The sequence below is a fragment of the Streptomyces sp. NPDC045956 genome, from assembly GCF_056430705.1.
Genome location: NZ_JBWKKZ010000005.1, coordinates 155461 through 182193, shown reverse-complemented (window position 1 = coordinate 182193; position 26733 = coordinate 155461). Strand labels below are relative to the sequence as shown.

The following is a 26733-nucleotide window of genomic DNA, read 5'->3' as shown; positions in this document are numbered from 1 at the left end:
GCCGTACCTTGATTTTGGTTTCAATTTGCAACTCATTGGGGGTGTGTCAGTGAGTCTCACGTCTGGCCGGAGGATGCTGTTCGCCGTGATCTGCGCGGTCGCGGTCGCGACGATCTATGTGGCGCAGCCCGTACTGGCCCAGATCGGCGGCGACCTGGGCCTGGCGGAAGCCGACTTGGGATGGATCGTCACCACGGGGCAGCTCGGCTACCTGATCGGCTTGGCTCTTCTTGTCCCTCTGGGGGACATGTTCGACCGGCGCAAGCTCATCGCCGGGCACCTTCTTGTCGCCGCGGCCGGCATGGCTCTGGTCGCAGTCGCTGCCCAGCTGTGGCTCCTGCTTGCCGGGCTGGCTCTCGCCGGCCTGTTCGCGGTCGTCGTTCAGACCACGGTCGCCTTCGCCGCCGACCTGTCCACGGCAGCGGAACGCGGCCGCACACTCGGAGCCGTGACCTCCGGCGTCGTCATCGGCATTCTCGGAGCGCGCGTGCTCGCCGGCGGTCTCGCTGCCCTCTGGGGCTGGCGGAGCATCTACGTGGCACTCGCCGTGCTCCTCCTCGCGCTCACCGGCTTCGTGTTGAGGCTCCTGCCGTCCGACCCGCGCGAGAGCCAGGCCACGTATGGCGCGGTCATCGTCTCTCTGGGGCGCCTGTTCCGTGAACGCCTGTTCGTCTCACGTGGACTGATCGCGTTCTTCCTCTTTGCTTCCTTCGGAGCACTGTGGAGCGGCCTGGCTCTGCCGCTCACAGCCGAACCGTGGCATCTGAGCACGGCCCAGATCGGTCTCTTCGGGATCGCCGGGCTCGCCGGGGCGCTGGGCGCCTCCCGGGCCGGGCGGGGGGCCGACGCCGGCCGCGCCGACACCGTCACCGGCGGTGCGCTTGCACTGCTGGCCGCGTCATGGCTGGCGACCGGACAAGCGTCCTGGTCGCTCTGGCCGGTCGTCGTCGGCGTGATCGTTTTCGACTTCGCGGTGCAGGCAGTACACGTCAGCAATCAACACCTGCTCACGGCCGCCTACTCGCACCGGACGAGCAGCGTCATCGGCGGCTACATGCTCTTCTACTCCTTCGGCTCTGCCATCGGAGCAACCAGCACCACCGCGGTGTACTCAGCCGCGGGGTGGGCCGGATCCAGCCTTCTCGGCGCCGCCTTCGCCTTCTGCGCACTCGTTGTCTGGGTCGTCAACCGGCACGCAGCGGCCGATGCGCGACGAGACGTGCTCGTGTAGGAAAGGCGACCCAGACGCCATTTCGTTGCGTGTGACCTGGCGGCGGTCCGGGTGGCGACGACCGGGCTTGTGCAGCGGATGGTGCCGCACGGCTTGTGGATCGGGAGGTGCTGGCTGCGATCACCTTCATGGCCACCTCTGGGTGCACCTGGAACCAGCTCCGGCCCCCTCCGGAGTGACGGCGTTGCGGCACCTCACGGAGTGGTTGCAGGCCCGGGTGCCTGCCAAGGTGCACCGCCCAACGCGGTGCGGAGAGGGGCTTACCGGTGCGCACCGAGCAGAGTTGAACATGTTCAACTTTCGTGACAGCGTGAGCGCTGGACGCTCTGGTGTGCGCAGCAACCAGGGTTTGACGTACGCAAGGGGGAGTCATGCGTGATGAACGAGGGCGAGTCGCTGCGGGGTTGCGTGGAGTGTTCTTGGCGGTCGCGGTGTCGACGCTGGCCACGGGGTGCATATGGCAGCCGCAGACTCTGGCTCGGGCCGACATCGTAGGCACCTGGACCGAGGGCGATACCGGGACCCTGGTCTTCAAGGACGACGGCACGGTCGTCGTGACCAACCTTGCCGAGTTCAACACCGACGGCGACAAGGTGTCGGAGTGCAGCGGCACCGGCGAGTGGGGCGCGTATCCCGACGACAGGGAAGCGGAGAAGGTGTGGACCACCGTCTGCGACGGCAACCCGTGGGAATTCGGCGGCTCGAAGGCGCATCCGAAGATGCGGCGCAGCGTGGGAGATCCTGACAACGGGGACGACCAAACCCTCAGCCGCACGTAGCGGCAGCCGCCCGGCGCGTCCAGCCCGCCATCCAGGTGCACCCAGAGGTGGCCACGAAGATGATCGCAGCCGGCACCTCCCGATCCCCATGCCGACGCCGGCCACCGCCCTGAGGTCGTTCCGGCGCCGGCGGCACCCCGTGTTCGAACAACTCCCACAAGCCGTCCGGCACCATCCGCTGCACAAGCCCAGTCGTCACCACCCATACCGGGCTGCCGCAAGATCACACCGAGCGAAATGGCGTCTTGGGTGCGGGAACACGCGAGCTGACAGAGGCCGCGTCCTCGCGTCCTCAACGGGGTCTGCCCCTGCCACGGCAGCTTCGCCTTGGACGAGTCCTGGGCATGGCCGTCGCGGAGGCGGTCCTCACCCGCCCCCTACCGGGGTACCACCCTCGTCTTGGCCCTCTGGAGTGACGTCCGACCGTCCACTGCTCGATACGCTCTTTCCCCACGAGGGCCGAGATGGAGGGGGGCGAACACATGCGGTGCTTCAGCATGCCCCGGACCGCTGCCGCACTGATCACACCACTGACAGGTGACCCGCGATGACGCCCCTCAGCAGGCTCTCGAGGGGCGCCGCAAAGGTCGGCGATCGAACCCCGGCCCATCGCGACCGGGCATCGACGGAACCGCCGCGTGCCGGCATCCGAGGAGCCATCGCCGTGCGCCTCTTCGCACGCATCGCGCGCACATAGGCTGGTGCGCATGATCGAAGTGGAGGAGGACCGCCCGCGCGCGCCGCTCGCGGGGGCCTCGCGTCGGTGGGTGCGGCTGCTGCCATGGGCGGTGGCGTTCGTACTGTGCGTCGCCCTGCTGCCCACGACCATCGTGGTCCTCACCGCCGACTACGGCCTGAACGGGGCAGTCGCCGCAGGGCTGGCCGTCGCGCAGGCCGCGCCGCTGCTGCTCGCCGTCGTACGGCCGCTGCAGGCCTGGACCGTGGTCTTCACCGCGGACGTGGCCGGCTCGCTCGTCCTGCTCACCGTCGACTTCCAGGAGCGGCTGCTGTGGCCGTTCCCGCCCATGGAGATCGTCGGGTACGTCGGCCTCTGCCTCGCCCTCGGCCTGCGCGAGCCACGCCGGACGCTGCTGCTGGTGTGGTCGGCCACGGCGGGAGCGAACGTGGCCCTGGGCTTCGCCGCGCCGCACGGTTTCGGTGCCAAGGGCCTGCTGCTCACCATCCTCGGGGGCGTCGCGCTGCTGCTCGGCGGGGTGCTGCGCGAGCGGTCCGAGGTGCAGCGCCGGCTGGTCGAGCAGAAGACGATCAGCGAAGCTGAGCGGGGCCGTCGGACGCTGCTGGAGGAGCGCGCCCGGATCGCCCGCGAACTGCATGACGTGGTGGCCCACCACATGTCCGTCATCACGGTGCAGGCGGACACCGCGGAGTACCGCCTCGGCACGCTGCCGCAGGACGTGCGGGAGGAGTTCACCTCCATCGCGGCGACCGCGCGCCAGTCGCTCGGCGAGATGCGGCGCCTCCTCGGCGTGCTGCGCAACGAGGAGGCACGCGGCGAGCTGGTGCCCCAGCCGGGCCTGGCGCAGATCGGGCAGCTGGTGGAGGCGACGGCCCGGGCCAGCGGGCCGGTGGAGTTCACCCCCTGCGACGTCGAGGTGCCCGAGGCGGTCGGCCTGTCCGCGTACCGGATCGCCCAGGAGGCGCTGGCGAACGTCGTGCGGCACGCGCCCGGTGCCCGCACACAGGTGTCCCTGTCGGTGACGGAGCCCGATCCGCAGCAGGGCGCGCGGCTCACCCTCCTGATCGTCAACGGGCCACCGCCGGAGCCGCCCGCCGAGCCCCTCGAATCAAGCAGCACCGGGCACGGCCTCGTCGGCATGCGCGAGCGGGTCCGGATCATCGGCGGCACCCTCGACACGGGCCCGCTCCCGGACGGCGGCTTCCGGGTCGCCGCCCAGCTTCCCCTGACCGAAAGAGACCTGACGTGACAACGCGTGTCATCATCGTCGACGACCAGGCCATGGTGCGGGCCGGCTTCGCCGCACTGCTGGCCGCCCAGAGCGACATCGACGTGGTGGGGGAGGCCCCCGACGGCGCCAAGGGTGTCGAGCTGAGCCGGCGTACCCATCCCGACGTCGTGCTGATGGACGTCCGGATGCCGGAGATGGACGGCCTGGAGGCCGCGCGCCGCCTCCTCGACCCGCCGGCGGGCGTCACACACCGGCCGCGCGTCCTGATGCTCACCACCTTCGACGTCGACGACTACGTCTACGAGGCGCTCCGGGCGGGCGCGAGCGGGTTCCTGCTCAAGGACGCGCCGCCGGCCGACCTGATCGCGGCGGTCCGAGTGGTGGCCTCCGGCGACGCGCTGCTCGCTCCCTCGGTGACGCGGCGCCTCATCGCGGACTTCGCCAAGCAGCGTCCCACCACACGGGGCAAGCCGGCGCTGCGGCTCAAAGGGCTGACGGAACGCGAGACCGAGGTTCTGACCCTGGTCGCCCGAGGTCAGTCCAACACAGAGATCGCCCAGACCCTCGTGCTGGCAGAGCAGACGGTGAAGACGCACGTCAGCCGCATCCTCACCAAGCTCGACCTGCGCGACCGCGCACAGGCGGTGGTCTTCGCCTACGAGTCGGGGCTGGTGACCCCGGGCGAGTAGGTACCGCCCCGCTCCCGGTCCTCCTACACCCCCTACCGGGGTAGCACTTCCACTTTGGCTCCCCGGTATGACGCCCGGCGCACGGCCGTCCCCGCACCCTTCACCCGTCGCAGAGAGCGCGCACAAGAAGGAGACGGGACATGAGGCTACGCAAGGGCAAGCGGCAGAAGGCGGACAACCGGCCGAGGGCCGACGACCGGCCCGGGGTTTCGGCAGCCACGCCCGGTCTCGCCGTCGAACTGCGCGACGTCCGGCGGCAGTACGGTCGCGGAACGGGCACGGTGCACGCCCTCTCGGGCGTCGACCTCGCCCTGCCGCGCAGCACGTTCACTGCGGTCATGGGACCGTCCGGGTCCGGCAAGTCCACCTTCCTGCAATGCGCCGCCGGGCTCGACCGGCCGACCACGGGATCCGTGTTCCTGGGCGGCACAGAGATCACCGGCATGAGCGAGAACGAGCTGACCGAGCTGCGCCGCAGCCGCCTGGGGTTCGTCTTCCAGGCGTTCAACCTGCTGCCTTCGCTGACCGTGGAGCAGAACGTGCTGCTGCCCCTGCGTCTCGCCGGGCAGCGCCAGGACCACCGCCGGGCGGCCGCGGTGCTCGCGCAGGTCGGACTGGCCGACGCGGCGGGGCGCCGGCCCGGGGAGCTCTCCGGCGGCCAGCAGCAGCGCGTGGCCGTCGCCCGAGCGCTGGTCACGTCTCCGGACGTGATCTTCGCGGACGAGCCGACGGGCGCCCTGGACACCGGCACCGCCGCCGAGGTCCTCGGCCTGCTCCGGAACGCCGTCGACCAGCTCGGTGCCACCGTCGTGATGGTCACCCACGACCCGGCCGCGGCCGCCTGGGCCGACCGAGTGCTCTTCCTCGCCGACGGCCGCTTCGCCGACCGTCTCGAGCGCGGTTCCGCGCAGCAGATCGCGGCGCGGATGACGGCGCTCACCGCCCGTACCGCTCCCGTGGGCGCCATGGCGGGCGCGGCATGAAACTGAAGCCCAACGGGCTCGCCCGCGCGGCCGTCCGCTTCAAGCCCGCCTCCTTCGCGGGGACCTTCGTCGTGCTGATGATCTCCGCACTGATCGTCTCGGCCTGTGGCATCCTGCTGGAGACCGGCCTGCGCGCGTCGGTGCCGGCGGAACGCTATGCGAAGGCGCCGGTCGTCGCTGCGGCCGACCAGTACAAGTACGTCGTCACGGGGAGCGGCGAGGACCGCGAGAAGGAAGCGGTGCCGCTGCCGGACACCGCACGCGTGGACGCCGCTCTCGCGGACAAGGCCGCTCGCGCGGACGGGGCGCAGGCGGCGGTGCCCGACTTCACCTTCCCGGTACGGGCGACAGGTCAGATGACCGTCGAGGGCGGCGTGCTGACCGCGCACGGGTGGGGCTCGCACGCCTTCACCGGCTCCGCGCTGACCGCGGGAGAGGCGCCGGCCGAGGGCGAGGTCGTACTCGACACCGACACGGCCCGCACCGCGAAGGCCGGGGTCGGCGACACCGTCGTTCTGCAGACCGCCGCCGGACAGCGGGACTTCCGTGTCGCGGGCATCGCCAAGCCCGGACCGGCGGACACCAGCAGGCAGGCCGGGCCCCTCGCCTGGTTCGCCGACAGTCAGGCCTCCACGCTCGCCGGCCATCCCGGCCAGGCGGACGCCATCGCCGTCCTCGCGAAGCCCGGAACCGATGCCGACGCCCTCGCCGGCTCCGTCGAGCAGGCCCTGACAGGATCCGGCGCCCAGGTGCACACCGGCGACGGCCGCGGCGCCATCGAGGATCCCGGTCTCGCCTACGCCAAGGACATCCTCTTCGGTATCGGCGGCCCGTTCGGAGGGATCGCCGCTCTCGTCGCGATCTTCACCGCGGCCGGGACCGTGGCGCTGTCGGTCGGACAGCGCGCCCACGAATTCGCCCTGCTGCGCGCCATCGGAGCCACCCCGCGGCAGATCCGCCGCGCGGTCGCGTCCGAAGCCCTGCTCGTCGCGCCACCGGCCGGGATCCTCGGTGCACTGCCCGGCATCGGGCTCGCAAGCTGGTGGCTGGGGCAGCTGCAGGACCGCGGCGCCGTCCCCGGGGCCGTACGACTGCACGTCTCCGGCGTTCCCCTCCTCGTCGCCGTCGTTAGCGGGCTCCTGACCGCACTCGGCGCCGGCTGGGTAGCCGGCCGCCGGCCTGCGAAGACCAAGCCCGGGCAGGCACTCGCCGAGGCATCGGTGGAGCGGCTGCGGCCGGGTGTCATCCGAACCGTCCTCGGTGTGATCGCCCTGGCCGGCGGCGCGACGCTCACCGGCGTCGCGGCCGGTTCCACCGGTGACGGCGCTGCCGGTGCCGCCCTCGGTGTCGTCATGTCCTTCATGCTCGCCGTCGGGCTGCTCGGCCCGCTGATCGCGCGGCTGTGCACGGCCCTGTTCAGTCTGCCGCTGCGCGGCAGCGGGGCCACCGCCTGGCTCGCGGCCGCCAACTCCCGTACCAACTCCCGCCGTCTCGCCTCCGCGATCACCCCGATCGTGCTGGCCGTGGCCTTCGCCTCGACGCTCGTGTTCATGAACACGAGCGAGCGGCACGTCGCTGACAAACAGCTGCGGGCGGGCATCACCGCGGACCACGTGGTCACCGACCCGGCCGGGCTCCCGGTGGACGCGGTGCAGCGGGCGGCCCGAGCGCCCGGCGTGGACGCGGCCGTCGCCCTGTTGAACACACAACTGCTGGTACCGACCGGTTCCGGCGAGTTCAAGGCGCTGCAGGGCGCGGCGGCCCAGGGTGTCACCGGGTCGGCCGCCGACCTCGCCGAGGTGCAGGATCTGGGCGTGACGCAGGGCAGCCTGGAGCGCCTCGGCACCGGCCGCGTCGCCATCGGAAAGAACCTGGCGGACACGGCGGACGTCGGCATCGGCGACCGGCTTCCGCTGTACCTTCCCGACGGCACCAGGACTCGCCCGGAGGTCGTCGCGGTCTACGACCGAGGCCTCGGCCTCCCGGCCGTGACCATGGACCGCGCGTCCCTGGCCGGGCACACCACATCCGGCTTCGACAGCACGCTGCTCGTACGCGGCGGCACGCAGGCGTCGCTCGCCGCCCTGGGCGAGGTCACCGATGCCTCCGGCCACGCCGCCGAGCAGAGTCTCGACGCCAGGACGGGCGCCTGGATGAACAACACCATGGCCGCGGTTCTCGGCGGCTTCGCTGCCGTCGCAGCCGCCAACGCCCTGGTGATGACCGTCCTCGACCGCCGCCCTGAACTGGGCACCCTGCGCCTGGTAGGCGCCACCCGCCGCCAGGTCGTGCGGATGCTCGGCTGGGAGAGCCTGCTGGTGTCGGCCTCCGGCGTGCTCCTCGGCACCGCGATCGCCGCGGCCACGCTGTTCCCGATGATGAGCGGCATGACCGGGGAGGCGCCGTACGCGCCCCCGCTGGTGTACGGCTCCATTGCGGCAGCCGCCGGCGGGCTGACGCTGCTCGCGATCACGGTGCCGGCGCGCAGAGCCCTGCGCCGCTGGTCGTAGCGCGCCTCGAGATCGCACACCGCGACGGGGCGGAGACACAGCAGCACGCCGGGATCCCGCCCCTCGAGGCGGCGGCACAGGACGCACGGCTCCTGAACGGGGTGAGCCGCTGCCGCGCCCTCGTCCATCCACACCGACCGCGGCGCGCACTCCCGCCCAGGCGGCAGCGCCGCGCACGAAGCCGCCGACGACCTGCCATGACGGAGAGGACACTCATGACCACAACCCTGGATCCCCCGCTCCACATCGGGAAGGCCGCTGTCGGGGCCGTGGGTTTGCTGGCGCTCGCCACCGGCGCACTGGAGTCGGTGGTGACGCCGACGCTCCCGCTGCTCCAGCGGGAGCTCGACATGACCCCGGCGCAGGGGGCGCTGCTCAGCATCGTGCTCCTGATCACCGGGGCCCTCGTCACTCCGGTCGCCGGAAAGTTCGGCGACCGCTACGGCGGGAAACGCGTCCTGATCCGGCTGATGGCGGTGGTCTCGGCCGGTGGACTGGTGTCCGCCCTGGCGCCGAATCTGCCCGTGCTGCTGCTCGGCCAGGTGCTGCAGGGAGCGATGGTGGGCGCGCTGCCGCTGTCGTTCATCGTCGTCCGCAAACACCTCCCTCAGGGAGAGGCGAAGGTGGCCATCGGAGTGGTCAGCGGCCTGTTCGTCGGGGGCGGGATGGCGGGAACGCTGTCGGCCGGTCCAGTGGCGGAGACGCTGTCGCGCCACTGGATGTTCGCGCTGCCGACCTGCGCCGTCATCGGGTCCACCCTCCTGGTGAGCAGGTTACTGCCGCACGATCCGCCGGCCCGCTCCGACCGGGTCCGCATGGACTGGGCCGGTCTGTTCCTCCTGAGCGGGGCGCTGACCACGCTCATGCTCGTGCTCGCGCTGGCTCCCGACGCAGCCTCGCAGCCGTTCGTGCTCGGCGCCCTCGTCCTGGTGTCGGCCGCCTTCGGAGCCGGATGGACAGCGGTGGAACGCCGAGCGGCCTCGCCCATGGTCGATCTGCGCATGCTGGCCCGGCCGGCGATCTGGAAGGCGTGCGTACTGACGTTCGTGATCTGCGTCGGAACGTCCATGGCGGTCTATCTCGTCCCTCAACTGTTCGCGGTGCCCACTGACGAATACGGCTTCGGGGCCAGTGCCACAGAGATCGGCTTCTTCCTGCTTCCCGGTGCCGTTGCCGCGTCACTGGCCGGGCCGCTCGGCGGGATCGGGACGCGGCGGTTCGGCTCGCGCCTCGTGGTCACCGTGGGCGTCGTGACCATGGCCGCCGCCCTGACCGCCCTTGCGGCCGTGCACACCGAGCCCTGGCACCTCGTCCTCGGCAAGGCGCTGATCGCGCTGGCCAACGGCCTGTGTGTCACGGCGATGATGACCAGCACCGCCACCTCCGTCGACCAAAGCGACACCGGCATCGCCACCAGCCTGGTCCTGGTGACGCGCGTGGTCGGTTACGCCGTGGGGGCCCAGCTCGGTGGCGCCCTCCTCACCGCTGCGACCCCATCCGGTTCGGACGTCCCCTCCGAAACGGCCTTCTCCACCGGCTTCGTCATCGCCGGCGCAGTCACCGCGCTGGCCCTGTTGATCACCCGCACCATGAGCAAAGGAGTCAAGGAATGACCCGTATCGACCCGACAGAAATCCGCACCGGGCAAAGGCGCACGGTCCTGATCTCCGGGGCCGGCATCGCGGGCCCCGCTCTCGCGTTCTGGCTGAACCGCGCCGGGTTCGCGGTCACCGTCGTCGAGAAGGCGGCGACGCCGCGCCGGGGCGGCTATCCCGTCGACGTGCGCGGCACCGCGCTCGAAGTCGTCAGGAGGATGGGCCTCCTTACACATCTGAGGGAGGCGCACATCGACCTGCGGCGGCTGACGTTCCTCGAGGGCGACGGCGACACGGTGGCCTCGCTCCACCCGCACGCCGTCTCCGGCGGCATGGCAGGACAGGACCTGGAGGTGCGGCGCGGAGACCTGACCGACGCCCTGTACGCGGCGGTCCGCGACGACGTGGAGTTCATGTTCCACGACTCCGTCGCCACCCTCGACCAGCACCGGCACGGAGTCGACGTCACCTTCCGCAGCGGCGGCACGCGCACGTTCGGCATGGTGATCGGCGCGGACGGGGCGCACTCCCATACACGCGCGTTGGCGTTCGGCGCCGAGGAGCCGTTCCACCGCTATCTCGGTTACTGCTTCGCCGTCTTCCCCCTGCGCAACACGTTCGAGCTCTCCCACGAGACCGTCATGTGGAACACCCCGGGCAGGGCCGCGGCCCTCTACGCCGTGGGAGAGACCGACGAGGTGCATGCCTTCTTGAATTTCGCGCATCCCCAACCACCGTTCCACGCGTTCCGGGACACGGCATCCCAACGACGGCTTCTCACGCATGTGTTCGCCGACGCCGGATGGGAGGTCCCGAGCCTGCTCGCCGCCCTGCGCGAGACCGAGGACGTGTTCTTCGACGCGGTCAGCCAGATCCGGATGCCCCGCTGGTCCAGCGGTCGGGTCGCGCTGGTCGGTGACGCCGCATACGCGCCCTCGTTCCTGACCGGCCAGGGCACCAGCCTCGCGCTGGTCGGCGCGTACATGCTCGCCGGCTCCCTGGCCGCCGCCTCCGGAGACCATGCCGCGGGCTTCGCCGCCTACGAACGCGACACCCGGGAGTTCGTCACGCTGAACCAGGAGTCGGTCGGCGAGGGCGATGCCACGCTCTTCCCGACCACGCCAGAGGCCCTGCGACAGCGCAACGACAGGCTGCGCAAGCTCAGCGCCCTGCCCTCGGCTGAGCCCCGACCGGCTCACTCGGCCCTCACCCTGCCCGAAGTCCCGCCCCTGGCATGAGACCGTGTCCCGGACGACAGACGCCCGGCCGGGGACATCCCCGGCCGGGCGTCTCACCGAGCACCGGCGTCAGACGGATTGCGCGGGGAATCCGTGGTGCGCGCCGCCGCGGAGGAACACCCGCCAGGCCTCCATCTGTCCGGAGCAGTCCGGGAACGCCTCCAGCCGGAACGCGGGCTCCCAGGTCACGGTCAGCTCACCCGCCGTGCCGACGCCCACGCCCTCGACGCGTGGCCGGGCCTGTCCCAGCAGTGCGGTGAGCTTGACGGCCCGGGCGTCGAAGACCGTCCGGAACTCGTCGAAGGCCTGCTCTCCCGCGTTCTTCTGCGCGTACCGCATGTCCGCGGAACCCAGGACGATCGTCCCGTCCTGCACGATACGGAACGGGCACTGCATATGGGCCATGACCTCCTCGCCCCGGAGGCCGTCGAACTCGACGACCCCCATGTCCGCGGCCCTGCCGACGGAACGGACCGCGGCGCCCGTCAGGATGCCGGCGATCTCGTCGGCCTGCGTCGTCGTGGAGGTCAGCGACTGCGCGGCGCGCACCCCCTTGCGGGAGACCGTGAGGTCGACGAAGTTCTTGTCGTCCTCGGTGACGATGGTGGCGACGACCCTCCGGACGGTCGTACGGCCGGTCTCCGGGTCGGTGACCACGATCTCGTCGCCGATCCGGACGTCCTCGATCGGCTTGGTGGAGCCGTCGGCCATGAGGACGAGCGTGCCGGGGGTGAAGCTGTGCCGATCGCCTCCCACCAGACACACGACGGGGACGGAGTCGCCCTTCTTGAAGGCTGCCTTGAAGCCCTTGAAGACGACCTTGGCGCCCTTGCCGAGCAGACCGGTGCCGGAGTGCTATCGCCGCATCGGCCGCTGCCGCCTTGCAGGCGCCGCCGATGCCCTTGGCGCAGCCGACGTAGTCGTCGATGCCCAGGACCTCCAGGATGCTGGGGCCGTTCTGGTCGCCGAACCAGCCGAGCTTGCCCACCGCACCGCAGATCTCCGAGCCGGCGTTCTCGAAACCGGTGCACCTGGCCCGCACCCAGTTGTTGAGGTTGTGCTGGTAGTCCAGGTTCTCGTGGTAGTACGGGAACTTCTCCGCCAGCTCTGCCTGGGTCGAGATGTAGACGCCCTGGATCGTGATCGAGTCGCCCTTGGGCTGGGTCACGACCGGCTTCACGCCGTAGGTGCCGTTGTTCTTGGACTGGCGGGCCATCTGGACGGCCGTGTCGTAACAGGCGTCCGTGCACCGGCAGTTGTTGGACGCGCTGTTGGTGTCGCCGTCGGTGTCGCCGGCAACGCCCGCGCAGATGCCGTCGGCGCCGTCAGGTAGCCGCCGCGGGTGCAGCGGGTGTCGTCGGCCACCTCGAGGTCGCGGCCGTAGGAGTTCTTCTCCTGCGTGTAGTAGTCCGCCTGGAGCATAGGTCGGCGCCCGCACAGCGGGCCCGAGGGCCCGGGGAGTGTGCGGCGGGCCGGATTGTGATGCGTGTTCTTGCGGGGGTTTCAGGGGGTGTGCCAGCATGCGAGGGCGTGATCGTGATCTTGTAATTGGCTGCGGTGCCCCCGTGAGCGGGCCGCGCCGATCTGCTGACGAGAGGTGCGACGTTGAGTTCGTCTGCCGACACGGCACCACCCGCACGAACCACCCCACCCGACCAGCGCGACCACCCCGAAGCGCCCTCCGTGCCCGCACAGCCCTCGCGTCCCGCCGATGGCGCCGGGGGCGTCCCCGCCGTCGATCCGGTCGCCGAACGGTTCCACTTCCTGGTGAACGCCCCGGCCCTCTTCAACGCCGTCGTCACCGCCCTCGAATGGGACGTCTTCGGCCATCTTTCCGCGCACCCCGGCGCCTCCTTCGAGGAGCTGCGCGCCGCCACCGGTGCACCGGCGCACTCCCTGCGCATCCTGCTCCACGCCGTGTGCACCACCGGCCTGCTGGAGCGGCACCCCGACGGCGGCTACCGCAACGCGCCGGCCGCCGCGGAACTCCTCGTCCCCGACGGCCCCGACAGCTGGCGCCACATCCTCACCGGCTGGCGGGAGATCTACTACCCCGCCTTCGCCCGCATGAGCGAGGCCCTCGCGGCCGGCACCAACACCGCGCTCGACGCGTACCCCGGCGACGAGCCGACGCTCTACCGCCGCCTGGCGCACGACCCGGAGCGGGAGGCGGTCTTCCACCGCAGCATGAGCGCCTTCACCCTCAAAAGCCTCGACGCGCTGGTCGAGACCGAGGAGTTCGCCACCGTAGGACACCTGCTCGACATCGGGGGCGGCGACGGCACCACCAGCGCCCGGCTGCTCGCCCGCCACCCCGGCATGCGCTCGACCCTCTTCGACATCCCGTCCGTCGCACGGCTGGCGGCCGACGCCGACCCCGTGATCGCCGACCGCGTCCGGCCGCACCCCGGCGACCTCTTCACCGACCCCTTCCCGGCCGGCGCGGACGCCGTCCTCTTCAGCCACGTCCTGGAGATCTTCTCCGCCGAGCAGATCACGGAGCTGCTGACGAAGGCGCACGACGTCCTCCCCTCCGGCGGAAGGGTGTTCGTCTACGGCTACAACGCTTCCGACGACGAGACCGGCGGCTGGTACTCCGCACGCCTCTCCCTCTACCTCAACGTGCTCGCCAGCGGCCAGGGCATGGCCTACCCGGCCCGCGACTGGGAGGAGTGGATGCGCCGGGCGGGCTTCGGCGCCGTACGCACGCGCACCGGCTACCCGTACGAGCACGGTCTGACCATCGGCACGAAGCCGTGACCCGCGACCGGTTCCCCGCCGCCGAGCCGGGGGCACCAGCCACCGGCTCCCCGGTCCGCTTCCTCGTGTGGCTGGCCACCCGTCACCGCCGCAGCCTCGTCCTGGCCACCGTGTTCGGCGTGCTGTGCACGCTCGCCCAGGCGCTGGTGCCGGCGGCCGTGGCCCTCGGCATCGACCGCGGGCTGCTCCAGCGCGACCGGGACGAACTGCTGCTGTGGGGCGGGGCGATCCTCGCCCTCGGCGTCTTCCAGGCCGTCATCGGCATGCTGCGCGACCGGGCCTCGACCACCAACCGGTTCGGCGCCGTGTACGGGACCACCCAGCTCGTCGTCCGTCACGCCGCCGACCTCGGCGCGGACCTGCCCCGGCGGGCGTCCACCGGCTCGGTCGTCAGCGTCAGCGCCACTGACGTCGGACACCTCGGCACCGCCCTGGAGGGCACGGCGCGCGGCAGCGGCGCGGTCGTCTCGATCGTGTTCGCCGCCGTGTTCATGCTGGTCACGTCCTGGCAGCTGGGACTGCTCGTGCTGGTCGGCGTCCCGCTGATCGCCGCCGCCGTCACCCGGCTGATGCGCGTGCTCCACGGCCACCAGCAGCGACTGCGCGAGCAGCAGGGCGCCCTCACCGACCTGTCGGTCGACATCATCGACGGGCTGCGCGTCCTGCGCGGCTTCGGCGGCGAGAAGACCTACGGCCGCCGCTACCGCGAAGGCTCCCAGGCCGTGCGCGCCGAGGGCACCCGGGTCGCGTCCACCGTCGCCGACATCGCCTTCCTGCGCGTCCTGCTGCCCGGCACGCTGCTGGTCGCCATCGTCTGGCTCGGTGCGCACCAGGTGAGCACCGGCCGTCTCGAACCGGGCCTGCTCGTCGCCTTCTACGGGTACGCCGTCTTCCTCACCGACCAGCTCGGGCAGGTCACCGCCATGCTCGACCAGCTGACCCGCGCCAACGTCGCCGCCGGCCGCGTTCTGGACTTCCTGCGCCTGGAACGGGTACGGCCCGGCGGCACGCGCCCGCTCGACGACGGCGCGGACGGCCTCCCGCTGCACGACCCGGACTCCGGGCTGACCGTCCCGCCCGGCCGGTTCCTCGCCGTGGTGTGCGGCACGGAAGGGGACGCCCGCACCCTCGCCGAACGGCTCTGCGGCTACACCGACTCCGCGGTCCTGCTCGGCGACACCCCGCTGGCCGCCCACCGCACCGACGACGTACGCCGCCATGCCGTCCTCGCCGACAACGACGCCGCCCTCTTCGCCGGGCGCCTCGGCGCCGAACTCGACCCCCGCGACGCCCGCGACCCTGGCGGCCCCGGGCCCGCCGGCGCCGTCCTGCGCGCCCTCGACGCGGCCTCCGCCCGCGACGTCGTCGACGCCCTCCCCGACGGGCTCGCGCACGAGATCACCGGCGGACGCGAGTTCTCCGGCGGGCAGCAGCAGCGGCTGCGCCTGGCCCGTGCCCTGCTGGCCGACCCGCGGGTGCTCGTCCTCGTCGAGCCGACGAACGGCCTCGACGCCCACACCGAGGGCCGGGTCGCCCGGAACCTCGGCCCCTACCGCGAGGGCCGGACGACCGTCGTCTTCACCACCAGCCCGATCGTCCTGGACCGCGCCGACTCGGTGGTGTTCGTCAAGGACGGCAAGGCCGTCACCGAAGGGCGCCACCGGAGCCTCCTTGCCGACCCCGACTACTGTGCCGTCGTCACCCGTGAGGTCCTTGCATGACCGCCCCCGCCCCCGCCGCCCCGGACCCAGGCGCCCCGCCCGCCGAGCGGCTGCCCGTCGCCTCCCCCCGGGAGGTCCGCGCGCACGCCCGGCGGACCATGCTCCGGCACCGCGGGCCCCTGGCCCGCTCCCTGGCCCTGCACGCGCTGGCCTGCGTCGCCGCGCTGGCCGCGCCCCAGCTCCTCGGCCGGATCGTCGAGGATGCCGCGCACGGCACGCTCGCCGTCACCCCGGTCGCCCTCGCGATCTGCGCCGCGGTCGTCCTCCAGGCGGTCCTCACCCGCTTCGCACGGCTGGCCTCCCTGCGGCTCGGCGAGACCGTGCTGGCCGAGCTGCGGGAGGAGTTCGTCGACCGGGTGCTGTCCCTGCCCACCCCTGTCGTCGAGCGGGCCGGGACAGGCGAGCTGGTCACCCGGACCACCCGGGACGTCGAGGTCCTCGCCTTCACCGTCCAGCGGGCCGTCCCCGACACCCTCGTGGCGGGCACCACCATCGCCCTGACCGTCGGTGCCGTCTGCCTGACCGACCCGCTGCTGGTCCTGCCCTGCCTGGTGGCCGTCCCCGTGCTGTGGCTGTCGACCCGCTGGTACCTGCGGCGGGCCCGCGGCGGCTACCTGCGCTCCAACTCCGCGTACGCCCGCCTCACCGACACCCTCGGCGAGACCGTCGCGGGCGCCCGCACGGTGGAGGCACTCCGGCTCGAGGGGCGGCGCCGCCGGCGCACCGACGCGGACATCGCCGTCTCGTACGCGGCCGAACGGCACACCCTGAACCTGCGCAGCACCTACCTGCCGATCGCCGACACCGGCTACATCCTGCCGGTGGCCGCCACCCTGGTCATCGGCGGGCTCATGTACACCGAAGGGCTGGTCGGCCTGGCCGCCGTCACCGCCGCCACCCTGTACGTGCAGCAGGTGATCGGGCCCGTCGACACCATGCTGTACTGGATGGACGAACTCCAGGTCGGCGGCGCCTCCATGGCCCGCATCCTCGGCGTCCGCGACGCCGTCCCGGACGCCCCCGGCCACACCGACCCGGACACGGCCCGGCGACCCGCCCCCCGCGACGGCGCGATCGACGTACGGGGCGTCCGCTTCGCCTACCGGGAGGGGCAGGAGAGCCTGCGCGGCGTCGACCTGCGCGTACGGCCCGGTGAGCGGCTGGCCGTCGTGGGCCCTTCCGGGGCCGGCAAGTCCACGCTCGGCCGCCTCCTCGCCGGCATCGACTCCCCTGGCCGGGGCACCGTCCTCCTGGGCGGCGTGCCCCTGACGGACCTGCCGCCGGACGAACTGCGCCGGGGAGTCATCCTGGTCACCCAGGAGTACCACGTGTTCCGCGGCACGCTGGCCGACAACCTGCTCGTCGCCCGCCCCGACGCGAGCCCCGCGGACCTGGAGCGCGTCCTGCGGGCCGTCGCCGCCTGGGAGTGGGCGTCGGCGCTGGGCCTGGATCACGAGGTCGGCTCCGGCGCGGCCGAGCTGCCCCCGGCCCGCGCTCAGCAGCTGGCCCTGGCCCGGCTGCTGCTGCTCGACCCGCCGGTCGTCGTCTTCGACGAGGCGACGGCGCTGCTCGACCCGCACACCGCGCGCACGGTGGAACGGGCCCTGGCCAAGCTGCTCGGCGGCACGGTCGTCTCCATCGCCCACCGGCTGCACACCGCCCACGACGCCGACCGGGTGGTGGTGCTGGAGGACGGCCGGATCACCGAGAGCGGCACCCACGACGAACTGGTGGGTCGCGGCGGGGCGTACGCCCGGCTGTGGAAGTCCTGGCACGGGTGAGACGGCACAGCACCGGCGGGTACGGGGCCTTCACCAGGCCACGGGCAGCCGGTGCACCCCGTAGAAGCCCATGTCCTCTCCCAGCGGCACCTCGGACGGCGGCACGGCCAGCTTCAGCCCGGGAAAGCGCGCGAACAGCGCGGGGAACGCGATCCGCATCTCCGTGCGGGCCAGGTGCTGGCCGATGCACTGGTGCGCCCCGTGTCCGAAGGCGAGGTGGCCCGAGGCGGGGCGGGCGAGGTCGAGTCGGTCGGGGCCGGCGAAGCGCGCCGGGTCGCGGTTCGCGGCGGACAGCGAGACCGTGACGGACTCCCCGGCGCGCAGCGTGTGCCCCTCCAGCACGACGTCCTCCAGCGGGGAGCGGGGCACTCCGAAGTGGAAGATGGTCAGGTACCGAAGCAGCTCCTCCACCGCGTTCTTGGCCAGGGACGGATCGTCCGCCAGCCGGGCCGCCTGGTCCGGGTGGGACAGCAGCGCGAACGTGCCCAGCCCGATGGAACCGGCCGTCGTCTCGTGACCCGCCGACAGCAGGAGGGCGCCCACGCCGGCGACTTCGGCGATGGACAGGTCGCCCCCGTGGGCGAGCGCGCTCAGCAGGTCGTCGCCCGGCGCCCGGCGCCGGTGCCGGGCCAGCCCGGTGAGGAACTCGTCCAGTTCGGCCATCGCCGCCGCGGCCTCGGCGGCGGTCGCGCCGATCCTGAAGAGGGTGGCGCTGTTGCGCTGGAAGGACGAGCGCTCGCCGTACGGCACGCCCAGCAGCTCGCAGATCACCAGGGAGGGGACGGGCAGCGCGAACCGCTCGACGAGGTCGGCCCGGCCGCCGAGGGCGGCCATCGTCTCCAGGTGTCCGCCGACGATCTGCTCGATGCGGGGCGCCAGGGCCCGCGTACGGCGGGCGGTGAACCAGCCCATCAGGTGCTTGCGCAGCCGCGTGTGGTGAGGCGCGTCCATGTCCACGAGCCAGCCCGGCAGGGGCGGGCTGCCGTAGAACGGGTCCGTCCCCGGCCGGGCCACCGGCACCCGCTTGAGCTGCGAGCGCGCGCTGAAGCGAGGGTCGGCGAGCACCCGGCGGGCTGCCTCGTAGCCGGTGACAAGCCATCCGGTGTGGCCGTCGGGGTAGCGCAGGCGGCTGACCGGGCCCCGGGCGCGCAGCGCCGCGAGCTCCGGCGGCGGGTCGAACGGACGGCCCCGGTCGCGGGCGGTGGGGTGGACGGGAACGCCCCGGCCGCCGGTCACGCCCCGGCCCCCGCCCCGGCGCCGGCCTGCGGGCGGGCGTGCTCCCGGAGGAAGGCCCCGAGCCGCCGCACGCCCTCGTCGATCTCCTCCGGGTCCAGGTAGCTGCACGACAGCCGCAGCGTGTGGGTGCCCCCGCCGCCCGGGTGGAACGGCGTCATCGGCGTCCACAGCACGCCGTACCCGGCCGCGGACGCCTCCAGCAGCCCGGCGTCCGCCGGCACGGGCAGCCGCATCCGCACGAAGAACCCGCCGCCGGGCCGGTTCCACTCCACCCCGTCCGGCAGTCCGGCCGCGCCCTCGCGTTCCAGCGCCCGCAGCAGGTGGGCGAGGTTGCGCTGGTACAGCACGGACCTGCCCCGGCTCAGTTCGGCGAGCGAGCCGCCGTGTTCCAGCAGCATCCCGGCGATCAGCGCCTGGCACACCGGGGAGGTGTTGACCGTGACGGCCGTCTTCAGCCGTGCCAGTTCCGCGGCGAGCGGGACGGCCGCCGACCCGCCGGCGGTGGAGACGGACTGGTCGGCGACGACGTAGCCGACGCGCGCCCCGGGGAAGCACACTTTCGCGAACGTCCCGATGTGCACGACCCGTCGCGTGGTGTCCAGGGCCTTCAGAGCGGGCAGTTCGGTGCCCGGCGGAGCGGTGAACCCGTACGCGTTGTCCTCCAGGACGAGGAAGTCCTCCTGCCCGGCCAGCTCCAGCAGCTGCCGCCGCCGCCCGGCCGCCATGCGGGTGCCACCCGGGTTGGCGTAGTCGGGGGCGACGTAGCACGCCCGGATGCGGCGGCCGGAGCGGCGGGCCGCCCGGCACGCCCGGGCCAGCGCGTCGACGTCGAGGCCGTCGGCGTCCTCGGGAACGGGGACCACTTCGGCGCCGAGCAGGCTGGCGGCGCTGGTGATGCCCACGAAGCACGGGTCGGAGACGGCCAGCAGGTCCTCCGGGGAGGCGATCAGGGCGCGCAGCACGAGGAACATCGCCTCCTGCGCGCCTACTGTGATCACCAGCGTGCCGGGGTCGGCGTCTATGCCCTGGTCGCGGCGCAGGGCGTCGGCCACGATCTCGTTGATCAGGCCGCGGGCGGGCCCGTACTCGTAGAGCAGCCGGGCCGCCCGGTCCGGCCCGAGGCCCGCCGCGGCCGCGTGGGCGGTGAAGCGGTCCAGGTAGCGGGCGGTGTCCAGCTCTTCGTACGGGGCGGGGTGCGGGGCCCCGGGGGCGAAGGAGAGGGCGTCCGGGTAGCGGCCCATGATCTCGTTGAGGAAGCCGATCGACTCCAGCACCGGGTCCTGGAGCGAGGCGTGCAGCACCTCGCGGTCGAGGAAGGTCATGCCGGGGCCCGTCCGGAACGCGCCCAGTGGCGCTCGGTCTTGGCCACCACGTCGGGACTGTGGATACGGCGGGCCTGGACGACCGCGAACTCCGCCAGGTAGCCGCGCAGCGACTCCAGGGGCTCCTCGGCCAGCGTGAGCATGGCCCGGTTGGCGGCCACGGCCGGGCCGGCCAGCTCGTCCACGGCACGCTCGGCTGCCTCGTCGAGCGCGTCGGTGGGCAGCACCTCGTCGACCAGCAGGGACGCCGCCGGGTCGGCGGTGTGGATGCGGCGGCCGGAGAGGATGATCTGCCGGGCCGTGCGGGCTCCGGTGAGCCGGGTGAGCCGCAGGTTGCCCAGACCCGGGACGATGCCCTCGTCGGCGGCGGGCAGGCTCAGGAAGGCGCCCTCCTCGGCGATCACGCGGTCCAGGACGAGCAGGAGCTGCATGCCGCCGCCGATGGCGAAGGAGTCGACGACGCCCACCCAGGGCTTGCCCGCCGTGGCGCCGCAGGCCGCCGGATCCTCGCGCAGCAGGCCGCGGGCCAGCTTGTTGACGTAGCCGAGCTCCCGGCCGAGGAGGAAGTCGACGAACGAGATCGCGCCCGCGCGCAGCTCCTTGAGGTTGATGCCCGCGCTGAAGACCCGCTTCCCGGCGTGGCGGGGATGGGTGACGGGCCCGCCGCGCAGGACGCCGACGCGGACGCGGTCGTCGAGGAGGGCCACGTCGACCGCGGTTTCCAGGCCGGAGATGAGCCGGTTGTCCTCGGCGTTGAGGCAGTGGCCGTTGCGGAAGGTGACGTGGGCCGCCTCGCCACGGCGTTCGAGCAGCACGGCGGGAAGCTCCAGCCGGTTCGTGCGCCGGAATTCCGCGAGGCGGTCGGCCGAGCCCGGGGCGGGCCGCAGCATGCTTTCGATCAGATGGGTGCCCGCGGTGGAGGAGCGCAGCAGGGCCCCGAAGAAGATGCCCTGGTCGATCTCGCGGCCCTCCTTGTGCGCCTGGAGGCGTCCGCGTTCCTCGGCGAGCTGGGCGGCGTCCGGTACGAGCCCGGGGAAGCGTACGGCGGCCTGCGCGGCCAGCTCGGGGATCCGGGGCCGCCTCGTCCGCCCGGCGGTGAGCACGTCGTAGACGGCGTCGGCGTGGCGGGCGAGGAAGGCATGCCGGGCCGCCCGGCAGTTCTCGTGGAGGCTGGTCGCCCGCTCTGCCTGGGCGCCGGTGCGGTCGGGGCAGGGCGGCAGGAGGGCGAGCCTCTGCTCGGTGTCGGCGGCGTGCCGGGCGAGCAGCCGGGCGTCGGCTGCGAGGTCGCCGCGGAAGCCGGGGCCGTCGGCGAACGCGGGGACATCCGGGCCGTCGGCGAGGGCGGGGGAGTCCGGGCCGTCGGCGAAGGCGGGGGAGCCGGCCGGGATGGCGGTTCCCCGGCGGCCCGCCCCGTCACTCACCCGGCTCTCCCGCCGTGTCACCCGGTTGTGCGGCGGCGGCCAGACGGCGCAGCTCGCGGTCGCAGGCGGCCAGATGGGGGCCAAGGGCCTCGTCGAACTCCAGGCTCTGCGCCTCCAGCAGGAGCTGCCGGCGGATGGCGAGCTCCCGGTCGGAGATCCGGCCCATCAGCACGGCCGCCGTGTGCGCGGCCTCCTCGGTGTCGTCCGCGAGCTGGTCGATCAGGCCCAGGTCGCGGGCGCGCCCGGCGTCGATGTCGTCGCCCCACAGGACGATCTGCCGGGCGCGGGCCGCCCCGAGCTGCCGGGATATGCGGTGGATGGCCATCCCGGGCCAGAAGTGTCCGTCGTTGACCGGCGCGAGGAGCCGCAGGTCCGGCGAGCCGATCCGGTAGTCGCTCACCAGCAGCAGGTCGAGGGCGGGCCCGCCGCAGGCCCCGGAGGCGACGGCGATGCTCAGCGCGGGCAGCCGCTCCAGCCTCCGCACGGCCCGCTCCCAGCGGTTGATCTGCTGGATGTCCACCGGCCCCGGCCAGGCGCGCGCTCCGGCGGGCGCGTCCGGCAGCCTCAGCAGGACCACCAAGCCGTCGTCCCGCGCCTCGGCCCGGTCGCAGGCGCCGGTGACGGCGGCGGTCAGCTCGGGCAGCGGCTGCCGGGCGTCCAGGTGCAGGGTGGTGCACAGCCCGTCCGCGGGGCCGTGGTGCACGGCCCTCGTCGTGCCGCCCGCCGGTTCGCCCTCGGCGGGCGGCGGCAGCGTGTCGTGCGTCCGCATCAGAGTTCCCTTCGTCGTCGCGCCGCTGTCCGCCGCGGCCCTGCGGGTCACCATCGCGCCAGCGCCATCTCGATCGTCGAGCCGGGCCCCATCGTCATCAGCACCCCCAGATCGCCCGGGCGGACCAAGCCCTCGGACGCCAGGCGCTGGTAGGAGAAGAGGAAGGAGCCGCTCGACAGGTTGCCGTGGTCGCGCAGCACGCCGGTGGTGTGCCGTACGTCGTGCCGGGTCAGGCCCAGGTTGACCCGGACGGAGTCCACCACCTTCTTGCCCCCGGAGTGCACCACCCAGTGGTCGATGTCCGAGGCCAGCAGCCCCGTGCCGTGCAGCAGCCGCTCCAGCGCCCCCTCCGCGTGGGCGCCGACGACGTACGGGATCTGCGGGTCCAGCCAGAAGCTGAACCTGCCGTGCCCCTCGTCCCAGTCGTAGCGCATCGCGTCGACGGCGGCGGGGATGATCCGGCTGGAGAACCGCAGCAGGGCCGGCGACAGCGCCCCGCCCGCGTCCTGCCCGCGGCCGGGGGCGGTGACGGCGACCGCCGCCGCGCCGTCCCCGAAGAGGCTGTTGACGACGGACGAGCGCATCGTGCCGTCGAAGACGTACGCCGCGGAGCACACCTCGACGCACACCAGCAGGGCCAGCTCGCCGGGGTGCGTGCGGGCCCAGCCGGTGACCGCGCCCAGGGCGTTGAGACCGGCGTTGCAGCCCATACCGACGACGTCGAGGCGCGAGCAGCCGACGTCGATGCCCATCTCCTTGATGAGCAGGGCGGAGAACCCGGGGGTCAGGAAGCCGGTGGACGTCACGCAGCACAGGTGGCGCACGTCCGACAGCCGCGCCCCGGTCGTGGCGAGGCAGCTCTCGATCGCCCGCCGACCCAGCAGCAGACCCTGCCGGGTGTGTTTGCGCAGGAGTTCGCCCTGCGACTCCACCACCCGGGAGCCGTCGGGGCCGGCGGCGGGCAGGGTCAGGCCGCGCCGCTCGATCGCGCTGTTCAGGAAGAGCGAGCGGACCCGGGGGTCCGTGACGGCCAGCAGGTCGAGCAGCTCGCGCTGGCTGTAGCTGGTGTCGGGGACGGCGGTGCCGACCCCGGCGAGCCGCGCGGCGGCCCCCGTGTCCGGCGGGGTCATCCGAGGTAGTCCTCCAACCCGCCCTCGCGCACCGTGTCCAGCGTGAAGCAGTGGAAGCCCCCGCCGAACAGCCGCCGGTGCCGGTGCCGGACCGGGACGGCCGTGAACCCGTGCTTCTCCAGCGTCCGCGCCAGCTCCGGGCAGGCCTCGTTGACCAGCACGGTGTCCGGGCCGGCGGACAGCACGTTGAGGTCGATGAACGGGCTGGTCAGCACCAGGTCCTCGTCCTCGTAGCGGGGGAAGTTGTCGCCCCCCGGGGCGGGCGCGACGATCCGGTCCCACTTCCGCAGCGCTTCGGGCAGCTTCTCGGCGACGGCCTCCGAGCGCACGAGCAGGGTGCCGGGCCGCAGGGCCAGGACCATGCTGTCGATGTGGCTGTCGCTGAGCTGGTGCACGCGGTGGATCCGGTACCGGTCGCCCACGTGCCGCTCCAGCCAGTCGCAGGCCAGGGCGTGGTGCGTGGTGGAGATGTTGACCACGAGGTCGCGGCCGAGCCGCAGGACCTGCGCCCCGTCGAACATCATCTCGGTGCCGACGTCGTAGGGGGAGGGGCTCGGTGTCCCGATGGGCTCGGTCGGACCGCCGATCGTGCTCCTGCGGGCGTAGTCGAGGTCGAACGACGCGTCCGTCATCAGGGGGCGGGGCATCACCGTCCAGCGGGCGCCCTGCGCGAAGTACCGCTGGAACACCGGGGTGAGGAACTGAGTCTCGAAGTAGCGCGAGCGGATCATGGGCGGCGTCTCGATGATCTCGTCACCGAGGATCAGGGTGTTGTCGCGGATGTTGAGCGGCGGGACGACCGAGGCGGACCAGGCGGGCGTGCGGACCTCGGTGGTGCCGGGGTCGAGATCCATCGGCCGGAGCACGGTGACCCCGAGGCCGGTCAACGCCGCCGCGATGCCCTCCAGGTCCTCGACGAGCTCGTCCACGTAGCGCTGTTTGATGGGCACTCGGCCGCGGCGGGCGCCGTCCCGGCCGGTGTCCTCCTCCCCGGCCCCGCCGACCGTGAGCCGCGGGTAGTACCACTCGGACCGCGTGGAGTTGTCGCCGGCGATGTTGTCGTGGAAGAAGAGGTCGAAGGACAACTCCCGCTCGTGGGAGGTGTAGTTCGCCGCCGAGCCGACGACCACCTCCTTGAGCGGGGACCATTCGTCGAAGCTGTTCAGCGTCATCGTGAGCTCCCTGGATCGCTTGAAGTGCCCGGCCGGCCGGCGGCTCCGGCCGGTCCGCACCGGGCTGCCACGCCCTGCCGGTGCCCGCGCCCGCTCACCGGCCGCCGGCCGCGCGCTCCGCCGGACGGCCGGGGAGTGCGGGCAGTCCGGACCGGAGCGGCAGCGCCAGGGAGAGGTACTTGCCGTCCTCCTCCAGGCAGATCCCGTGCGCGACGCAGGAGGCGAGGAACTCCTCGACGTCCGCCCGCTCCACGGTCCCGCCGTCCAAGGCGGCCAGCTCCCGGTGGATCCGGGCGGCGCTGCGCGGGGCGTCGCCGCACAGCTCGTACGCCTGGGCCCGCCATCCGGCGAGGGTCGTCTTGCGGCGCCGGTCGCCCCGCGTGTCGAACAGCGTCAGCCAGCCCGGTCCGCGCCGGTAGGTGAGGGTGGGCCGGTCCCCGGAGGCCCATTGCCGCCCCCATGCCTCCACCGCCTTGGCGAGTTCGGCGACGGCGTCCGGGGAGGCGACGTCCGGCGCCCGGTAGTCGAAGAAGTAGGCGATGCGGCCATGGTCCAGCCCGGCGACCGGGAACGCCATCAGGTAGGCGCTCTTGGGCGTGATCTCGCCCATCCCGAAGGAGGGGTCGGTGAAGTACGGGCTGAACCGCTCCAGCCAGATCCGCCCGACGCCGGCGGGCGGCTCCAGATGGGTCAGCAGGGGCACCAGGGCGGCCTGGCCGGCGTAGTCCTCGTCGGTCTCGCCGGGGAAGCCGGCGAGGAGGTTCCAGTCGACGCGGACGCCGTAGTAGTGGGCCCACTTGAGCAGCCGGACGTTGAGGAGCCGCGAGGAGCCCTTCCGCATGAGTCCGAGGACGTGGGTGCTGAGGCTCTCCAGGCCCGGCTGGATCTTCCACACCCCGGCCTCGGCCAGCAGGCGCACCTGGTCCCGGGTCAGGTTGGCCTTCACCTCGAAGAACAGGGCCGTGTCCCACGGCGACCCGCGCAGGCCGGCGCAGAAGGTGTCGAGGTAGGCCATGTCGAGGATGTTGTCGACGGCGTCGACCGCGAGGACCTGGTGGCGGCCCATCAACTCCTCCAGCTCCGACAGCGCCCGCGCCGGGGACTTGGCCCGGTACTGCATGCCCAGCGCGTTCAGCCCGCAGAAGGTGCAGTGGTGCTTCGCGCCCCACCAGCAGCCCCGGGAGAACTCCACCAGCAGCCGCTGCGTGTTCCGGCCGAGCACCCGGTCCCGGCCGAGGGCCTGAAGGGCGGTGAAGTAGTCGTCGTAGTCCGGTACCGGCAGCTGGTCCATGTCCCGGGTGCGGGTGCCGGGGGTGGGGGTGGTGACCCGGCCGTCGGGGGTGCGGCCGCAGACGCCCGGGAGCCCGGCCGGGTCGGCGCCGCGCGCCACGGCCGCCGCCAGCCGGGGGAGCGTCACATCTCCCTCGCCGACGACCACGTAGTCGATGAAGTCGAAATTCCTCAGGTACTCGGGCCCCATGTCACCGTCGTAGTTCGCACCCCCGAATACGATCATCAGATCGGGATGCGCTTCCTTCAGGCGGCGCGCCAGAGCCAGCGCGGCGACGTTCTGGATGAAAGTCGACGTGAATCCGACGATGTCGAATTCCGACCAGATTTCGCGGGCGGCGAGTTCGTCGATCCAGGCGGGCAGCCGACGGCACCGCAAATCAGCCACGGCGTCCCAGTCCGCCCCCGCTTCGGCACAAATTTCGGCCACTTCGGGAAAACGCAGCCGGTAATCCTCCACGTCCTCGGTCACCCCGAAGGCCGCCGTCCCGAAGAGCCATTCTCCGAAGAGATGAACCCGCTCGGAAGGGGCCTCGGTGATGATCTCGTAGAGGTCTATTCCCAGCTCGGCGGCCAGCTCCAGGTTCGGATAGACGCTCCGCGCGTCGTGGCCGAAGGAGCGGAGCGCGGCCTGGAGCAGCCCGCACTGGATGGACGGCGTGTCGGTGCGCGCCCACGGCATGTTCACCAGCCCGATCCGCAGCGGCCTCACCGGGACGCAGTCCGGTGGGAACAGGGGCTGGTCGATCAGTTTCAACTCACCGCCGCCTGACACGATTCCTCCGTACGTCCGCTCCGGCAGGCCGGACCCCTCCCCGGTGAGCGGGGAAGGACCCGGGTCACGCACTGGTCGGTCCGCCGGCCAGTATCAGTCCTTGACGTTGCTGGCCGAAACGACCTTGTCCTTCACGTTGCTGTTCGAGACGATCTCCGCGGCATCGGCGGCCTCGATCTCGGTCCAGACGATCTCACGCTCCATGGTTCACCTCCTGCCTCATATCCGGACATGACATTCCCTCGGTGAACGGTTAATGATCGTAGGAACCTCTACAGCGGGAAACAAGGTGGCGATCCGGCCACCGGAGGATCCGGCCAATTCCCGTAAGGCTCCGAAGGCGGGGGAGGCGCTCTTGACGCCACCTCCGACCGCTTTTCACAATTGGCCGGTCCAGCGGGGC

The 26733-nt window shown here is 72.5% G+C and carries 20 protein-coding genes and 2 pseudogenes; 12 read left to right on the top strand and 10 right to left on the bottom strand.

All coding sequences use genetic code 11. The features are described from left to right. The first annotated feature begins 73 nt into the window (after positions 1-73). The 3 genes and pseudogenes from AC07FV_RS15570 to AC07FV_RS15560 all read left to right on the top strand — a co-directional run bounded on the left by AC07FV_RS15570 (position 74) and on the right by AC07FV_RS15560 (position 2010). The gene (locus tag AC07FV_RS15570) at positions 74-1231 is read left to right on the top strand and encodes an MFS transporter (protein WP_479088028.1); all 1158 of its coding nucleotides are present in this window, start codon (positions 74-76) and stop codon (positions 1229-1231) included. An 80-nt stretch (positions 1232-1311) separates the two neighbouring features. Continuing rightward, positions 1312-1469 (top strand): annotated as a pseudogene (locus tag AC07FV_RS15565) (IS5/IS1182 family transposase); the annotation flags it as partial. Between the two features lie 181 nt (positions 1470-1650). After that, positions 1651-2010: a hypothetical protein gene (locus AC07FV_RS15560; protein ID WP_479087612.1), complete on the top strand. Its 360-nt coding sequence runs from the start codon at positions 1651-1653 to the stop codon at positions 2008-2010. A 31-nt stretch (positions 2011-2041) separates the two neighbouring features. On the opposite strand, the pseudogene AC07FV_RS15555 reads toward AC07FV_RS15560, so the two are convergent. Then, positions 2042-2209, bottom strand: a pseudogene (locus AC07FV_RS15555) (transposase); the annotation flags it as partial. 508 nt (positions 2210-2717) lie between these two features. Between AC07FV_RS15555 and AC07FV_RS15550 the strand changes: the two are divergent. The 6 genes from AC07FV_RS15550 to AC07FV_RS15525 all read left to right on the top strand — a co-directional run bounded on the left by AC07FV_RS15550 (position 2718) and on the right by AC07FV_RS15525 (position 10953). Continuing rightward, positions 2718-3956, top strand: coding sequence for a sensor histidine kinase (locus AC07FV_RS15550; RefSeq protein WP_479087610.1), 1239 nt, complete (start codon positions 2718-2720; stop codon positions 3954-3956). Further along, positions 3953-4627, top strand: coding sequence for a response regulator (locus tag AC07FV_RS15545; RefSeq protein WP_479087609.1), 675 nt, complete (start codon positions 3953-3955; stop codon positions 4625-4627). Before AC07FV_RS15550 ends, AC07FV_RS15545 begins: the two co-directional genes overlap by 4 nt. Before the next feature lie 140 nt (positions 4628-4767). After that, positions 4768-5610: an ABC transporter ATP-binding protein gene (locus AC07FV_RS15540; RefSeq protein ID WP_479087607.1), complete on the top strand. Its 843-nt coding sequence runs from the start codon at positions 4768-4770 to the stop codon at positions 5608-5610. Further along, positions 5607-8120 (top strand): FtsX-like permease family protein, encoded by a 2514-nt coding sequence (locus tag AC07FV_RS15535; protein WP_479087606.1) that lies wholly within the window; start codon positions 5607-5609, stop codon positions 8118-8120. The genes AC07FV_RS15540 and AC07FV_RS15535 overlap by 4 nt, the downstream gene beginning before the upstream one ends. Positions 8121-8335: 215 nt before the next feature. Beyond that, positions 8336-9733, top strand: a complete 1398-nt coding sequence (locus AC07FV_RS15530; protein WP_479087605.1) for an MFS transporter — start codon at positions 8336-8338, stop codon at positions 9731-9733. Then, positions 9730-10953 (top strand): FAD-dependent monooxygenase, encoded by a 1224-nt coding sequence (locus AC07FV_RS15525; RefSeq protein ID WP_479087603.1) that lies wholly within the window; start codon positions 9730-9732, stop codon positions 10951-10953. The genes AC07FV_RS15530 and AC07FV_RS15525 overlap by 4 nt, the downstream gene beginning before the upstream one ends. Positions 10954-11022: 69 nt before the next feature. On the opposite strand, the gene AC07FV_RS15520 is transcribed toward AC07FV_RS15525, so the two are convergent. Further along, on the bottom strand, positions 11023-11664 hold the full coding sequence (locus AC07FV_RS15520; protein WP_479087602.1) for a Hint domain-containing protein: 642 nt from the start codon (positions 11662-11664) through the stop codon (positions 11023-11025). Between the two features lie 894 nt (positions 11665-12558). Here AC07FV_RS15520 and AC07FV_RS15515 point away from each other — a divergent pair. The 3 genes from AC07FV_RS15515 to AC07FV_RS15505 are packed head-to-tail and all read left to right on the top strand — an operon-like array spanning position 12559 to position 17215. Then, positions 12559-13713, top strand: coding sequence for a methyltransferase (locus AC07FV_RS15515; RefSeq protein ID WP_479087600.1), 1155 nt, complete (start codon positions 12559-12561; stop codon positions 13711-13713). Beyond that, positions 13710-15434 (top strand): ABC transporter transmembrane domain-containing protein, encoded by a 1725-nt coding sequence (locus AC07FV_RS15510; protein WP_479087599.1) that lies wholly within the window; start codon positions 13710-13712, stop codon positions 15432-15434. The genes AC07FV_RS15515 and AC07FV_RS15510 overlap by 4 nt, the downstream gene beginning before the upstream one ends. Next, complete coding sequence (locus AC07FV_RS15505; RefSeq protein WP_479087598.1) at positions 15431-17215, top strand: ABC transporter ATP-binding protein; 1785 nt, start codon at positions 15431-15433, stop codon at positions 17213-17215. Before AC07FV_RS15510 ends, AC07FV_RS15505 begins: the two co-directional genes overlap by 4 nt. Before the next feature lie 30 nt (positions 17216-17245). Here the strand turns inward: AC07FV_RS15505 and AC07FV_RS15500 are convergent, their stop codons facing one another. The 8 genes from AC07FV_RS15500 to AC07FV_RS15465 all read right to left on the bottom strand — a co-directional run bounded on the left by AC07FV_RS15500 (position 17246) and on the right by AC07FV_RS15465 (position 26534). Beyond that, positions 17246-18451 carry a cytochrome P450 gene (locus AC07FV_RS15500; RefSeq protein WP_479087596.1) on the bottom strand — a complete coding sequence of 402 codons (1206 nt, stop codon included), beginning with the start codon at positions 18449-18451 and terminating at the stop codon, positions 17246-17248. Then, positions 18448-19773 carry an aminotransferase-like domain-containing protein gene (locus AC07FV_RS15495; RefSeq protein ID WP_479087594.1) on the bottom strand — a complete coding sequence of 442 codons (1326 nt, stop codon included), beginning with the start codon at positions 19771-19773 and terminating at the stop codon, positions 18448-18450. The genes AC07FV_RS15500 and AC07FV_RS15495 overlap by 4 nt, the downstream gene beginning before the upstream one ends. Then, on the bottom strand, positions 19770-20993 hold the full coding sequence (gene dpgC, locus AC07FV_RS15490; protein ID WP_479088026.1) for a (3,5-dihydroxyphenyl)acetyl-CoA 1,2-dioxygenase DpgC: 1224 nt from the start codon (positions 20991-20993) through the stop codon (positions 19770-19772). The genes AC07FV_RS15495 and dpgC overlap by 4 nt, the downstream gene beginning before the upstream one ends. Before the next feature lie 193 nt (positions 20994-21186). Continuing rightward, positions 21187-21963, bottom strand: a complete 777-nt coding sequence (gene dpgB, locus AC07FV_RS15485; protein WP_479087592.1) for an enoyl-CoA-hydratase DpgB — start codon at positions 21961-21963, stop codon at positions 21187-21189. 47 nt (positions 21964-22010) lie between these two features. Beyond that, on the bottom strand, positions 22011-23093 hold the full coding sequence (gene dpgA / locus AC07FV_RS15480) for a 3,5-dihydroxyphenylacetyl-CoA synthase DpgA (RefSeq protein WP_479087591.1): 1083 nt from the start codon (positions 23091-23093) through the stop codon (positions 22011-22013). Next, positions 23090-24265 carry a glycine amidinotransferase gene (locus tag AC07FV_RS15475; protein ID WP_479087589.1) on the bottom strand — a complete coding sequence of 392 codons (1176 nt, stop codon included), beginning with the start codon at positions 24263-24265 and terminating at the stop codon, positions 23090-23092. The genes dpgA and AC07FV_RS15475 overlap by 4 nt, the downstream gene beginning before the upstream one ends. 94 nt (positions 24266-24359) lie before the next feature. Continuing rightward, complete coding sequence (locus AC07FV_RS15470; protein WP_479087587.1) at positions 24360-26330, bottom strand: RiPP maturation radical SAM C-methyltransferase; 1971 nt, start codon at positions 26328-26330, stop codon at positions 24360-24362. Between the two features lie 93 nt (positions 26331-26423). Continuing rightward, positions 26424-26534, bottom strand: a complete 111-nt coding sequence (locus tag AC07FV_RS15465) for a pheganomycin family RiPP precursor (protein ID WP_479087585.1) — start codon at positions 26532-26534, stop codon at positions 26424-26426. Between the last annotated feature and the right edge of the window lie 199 nt (positions 26535-26733).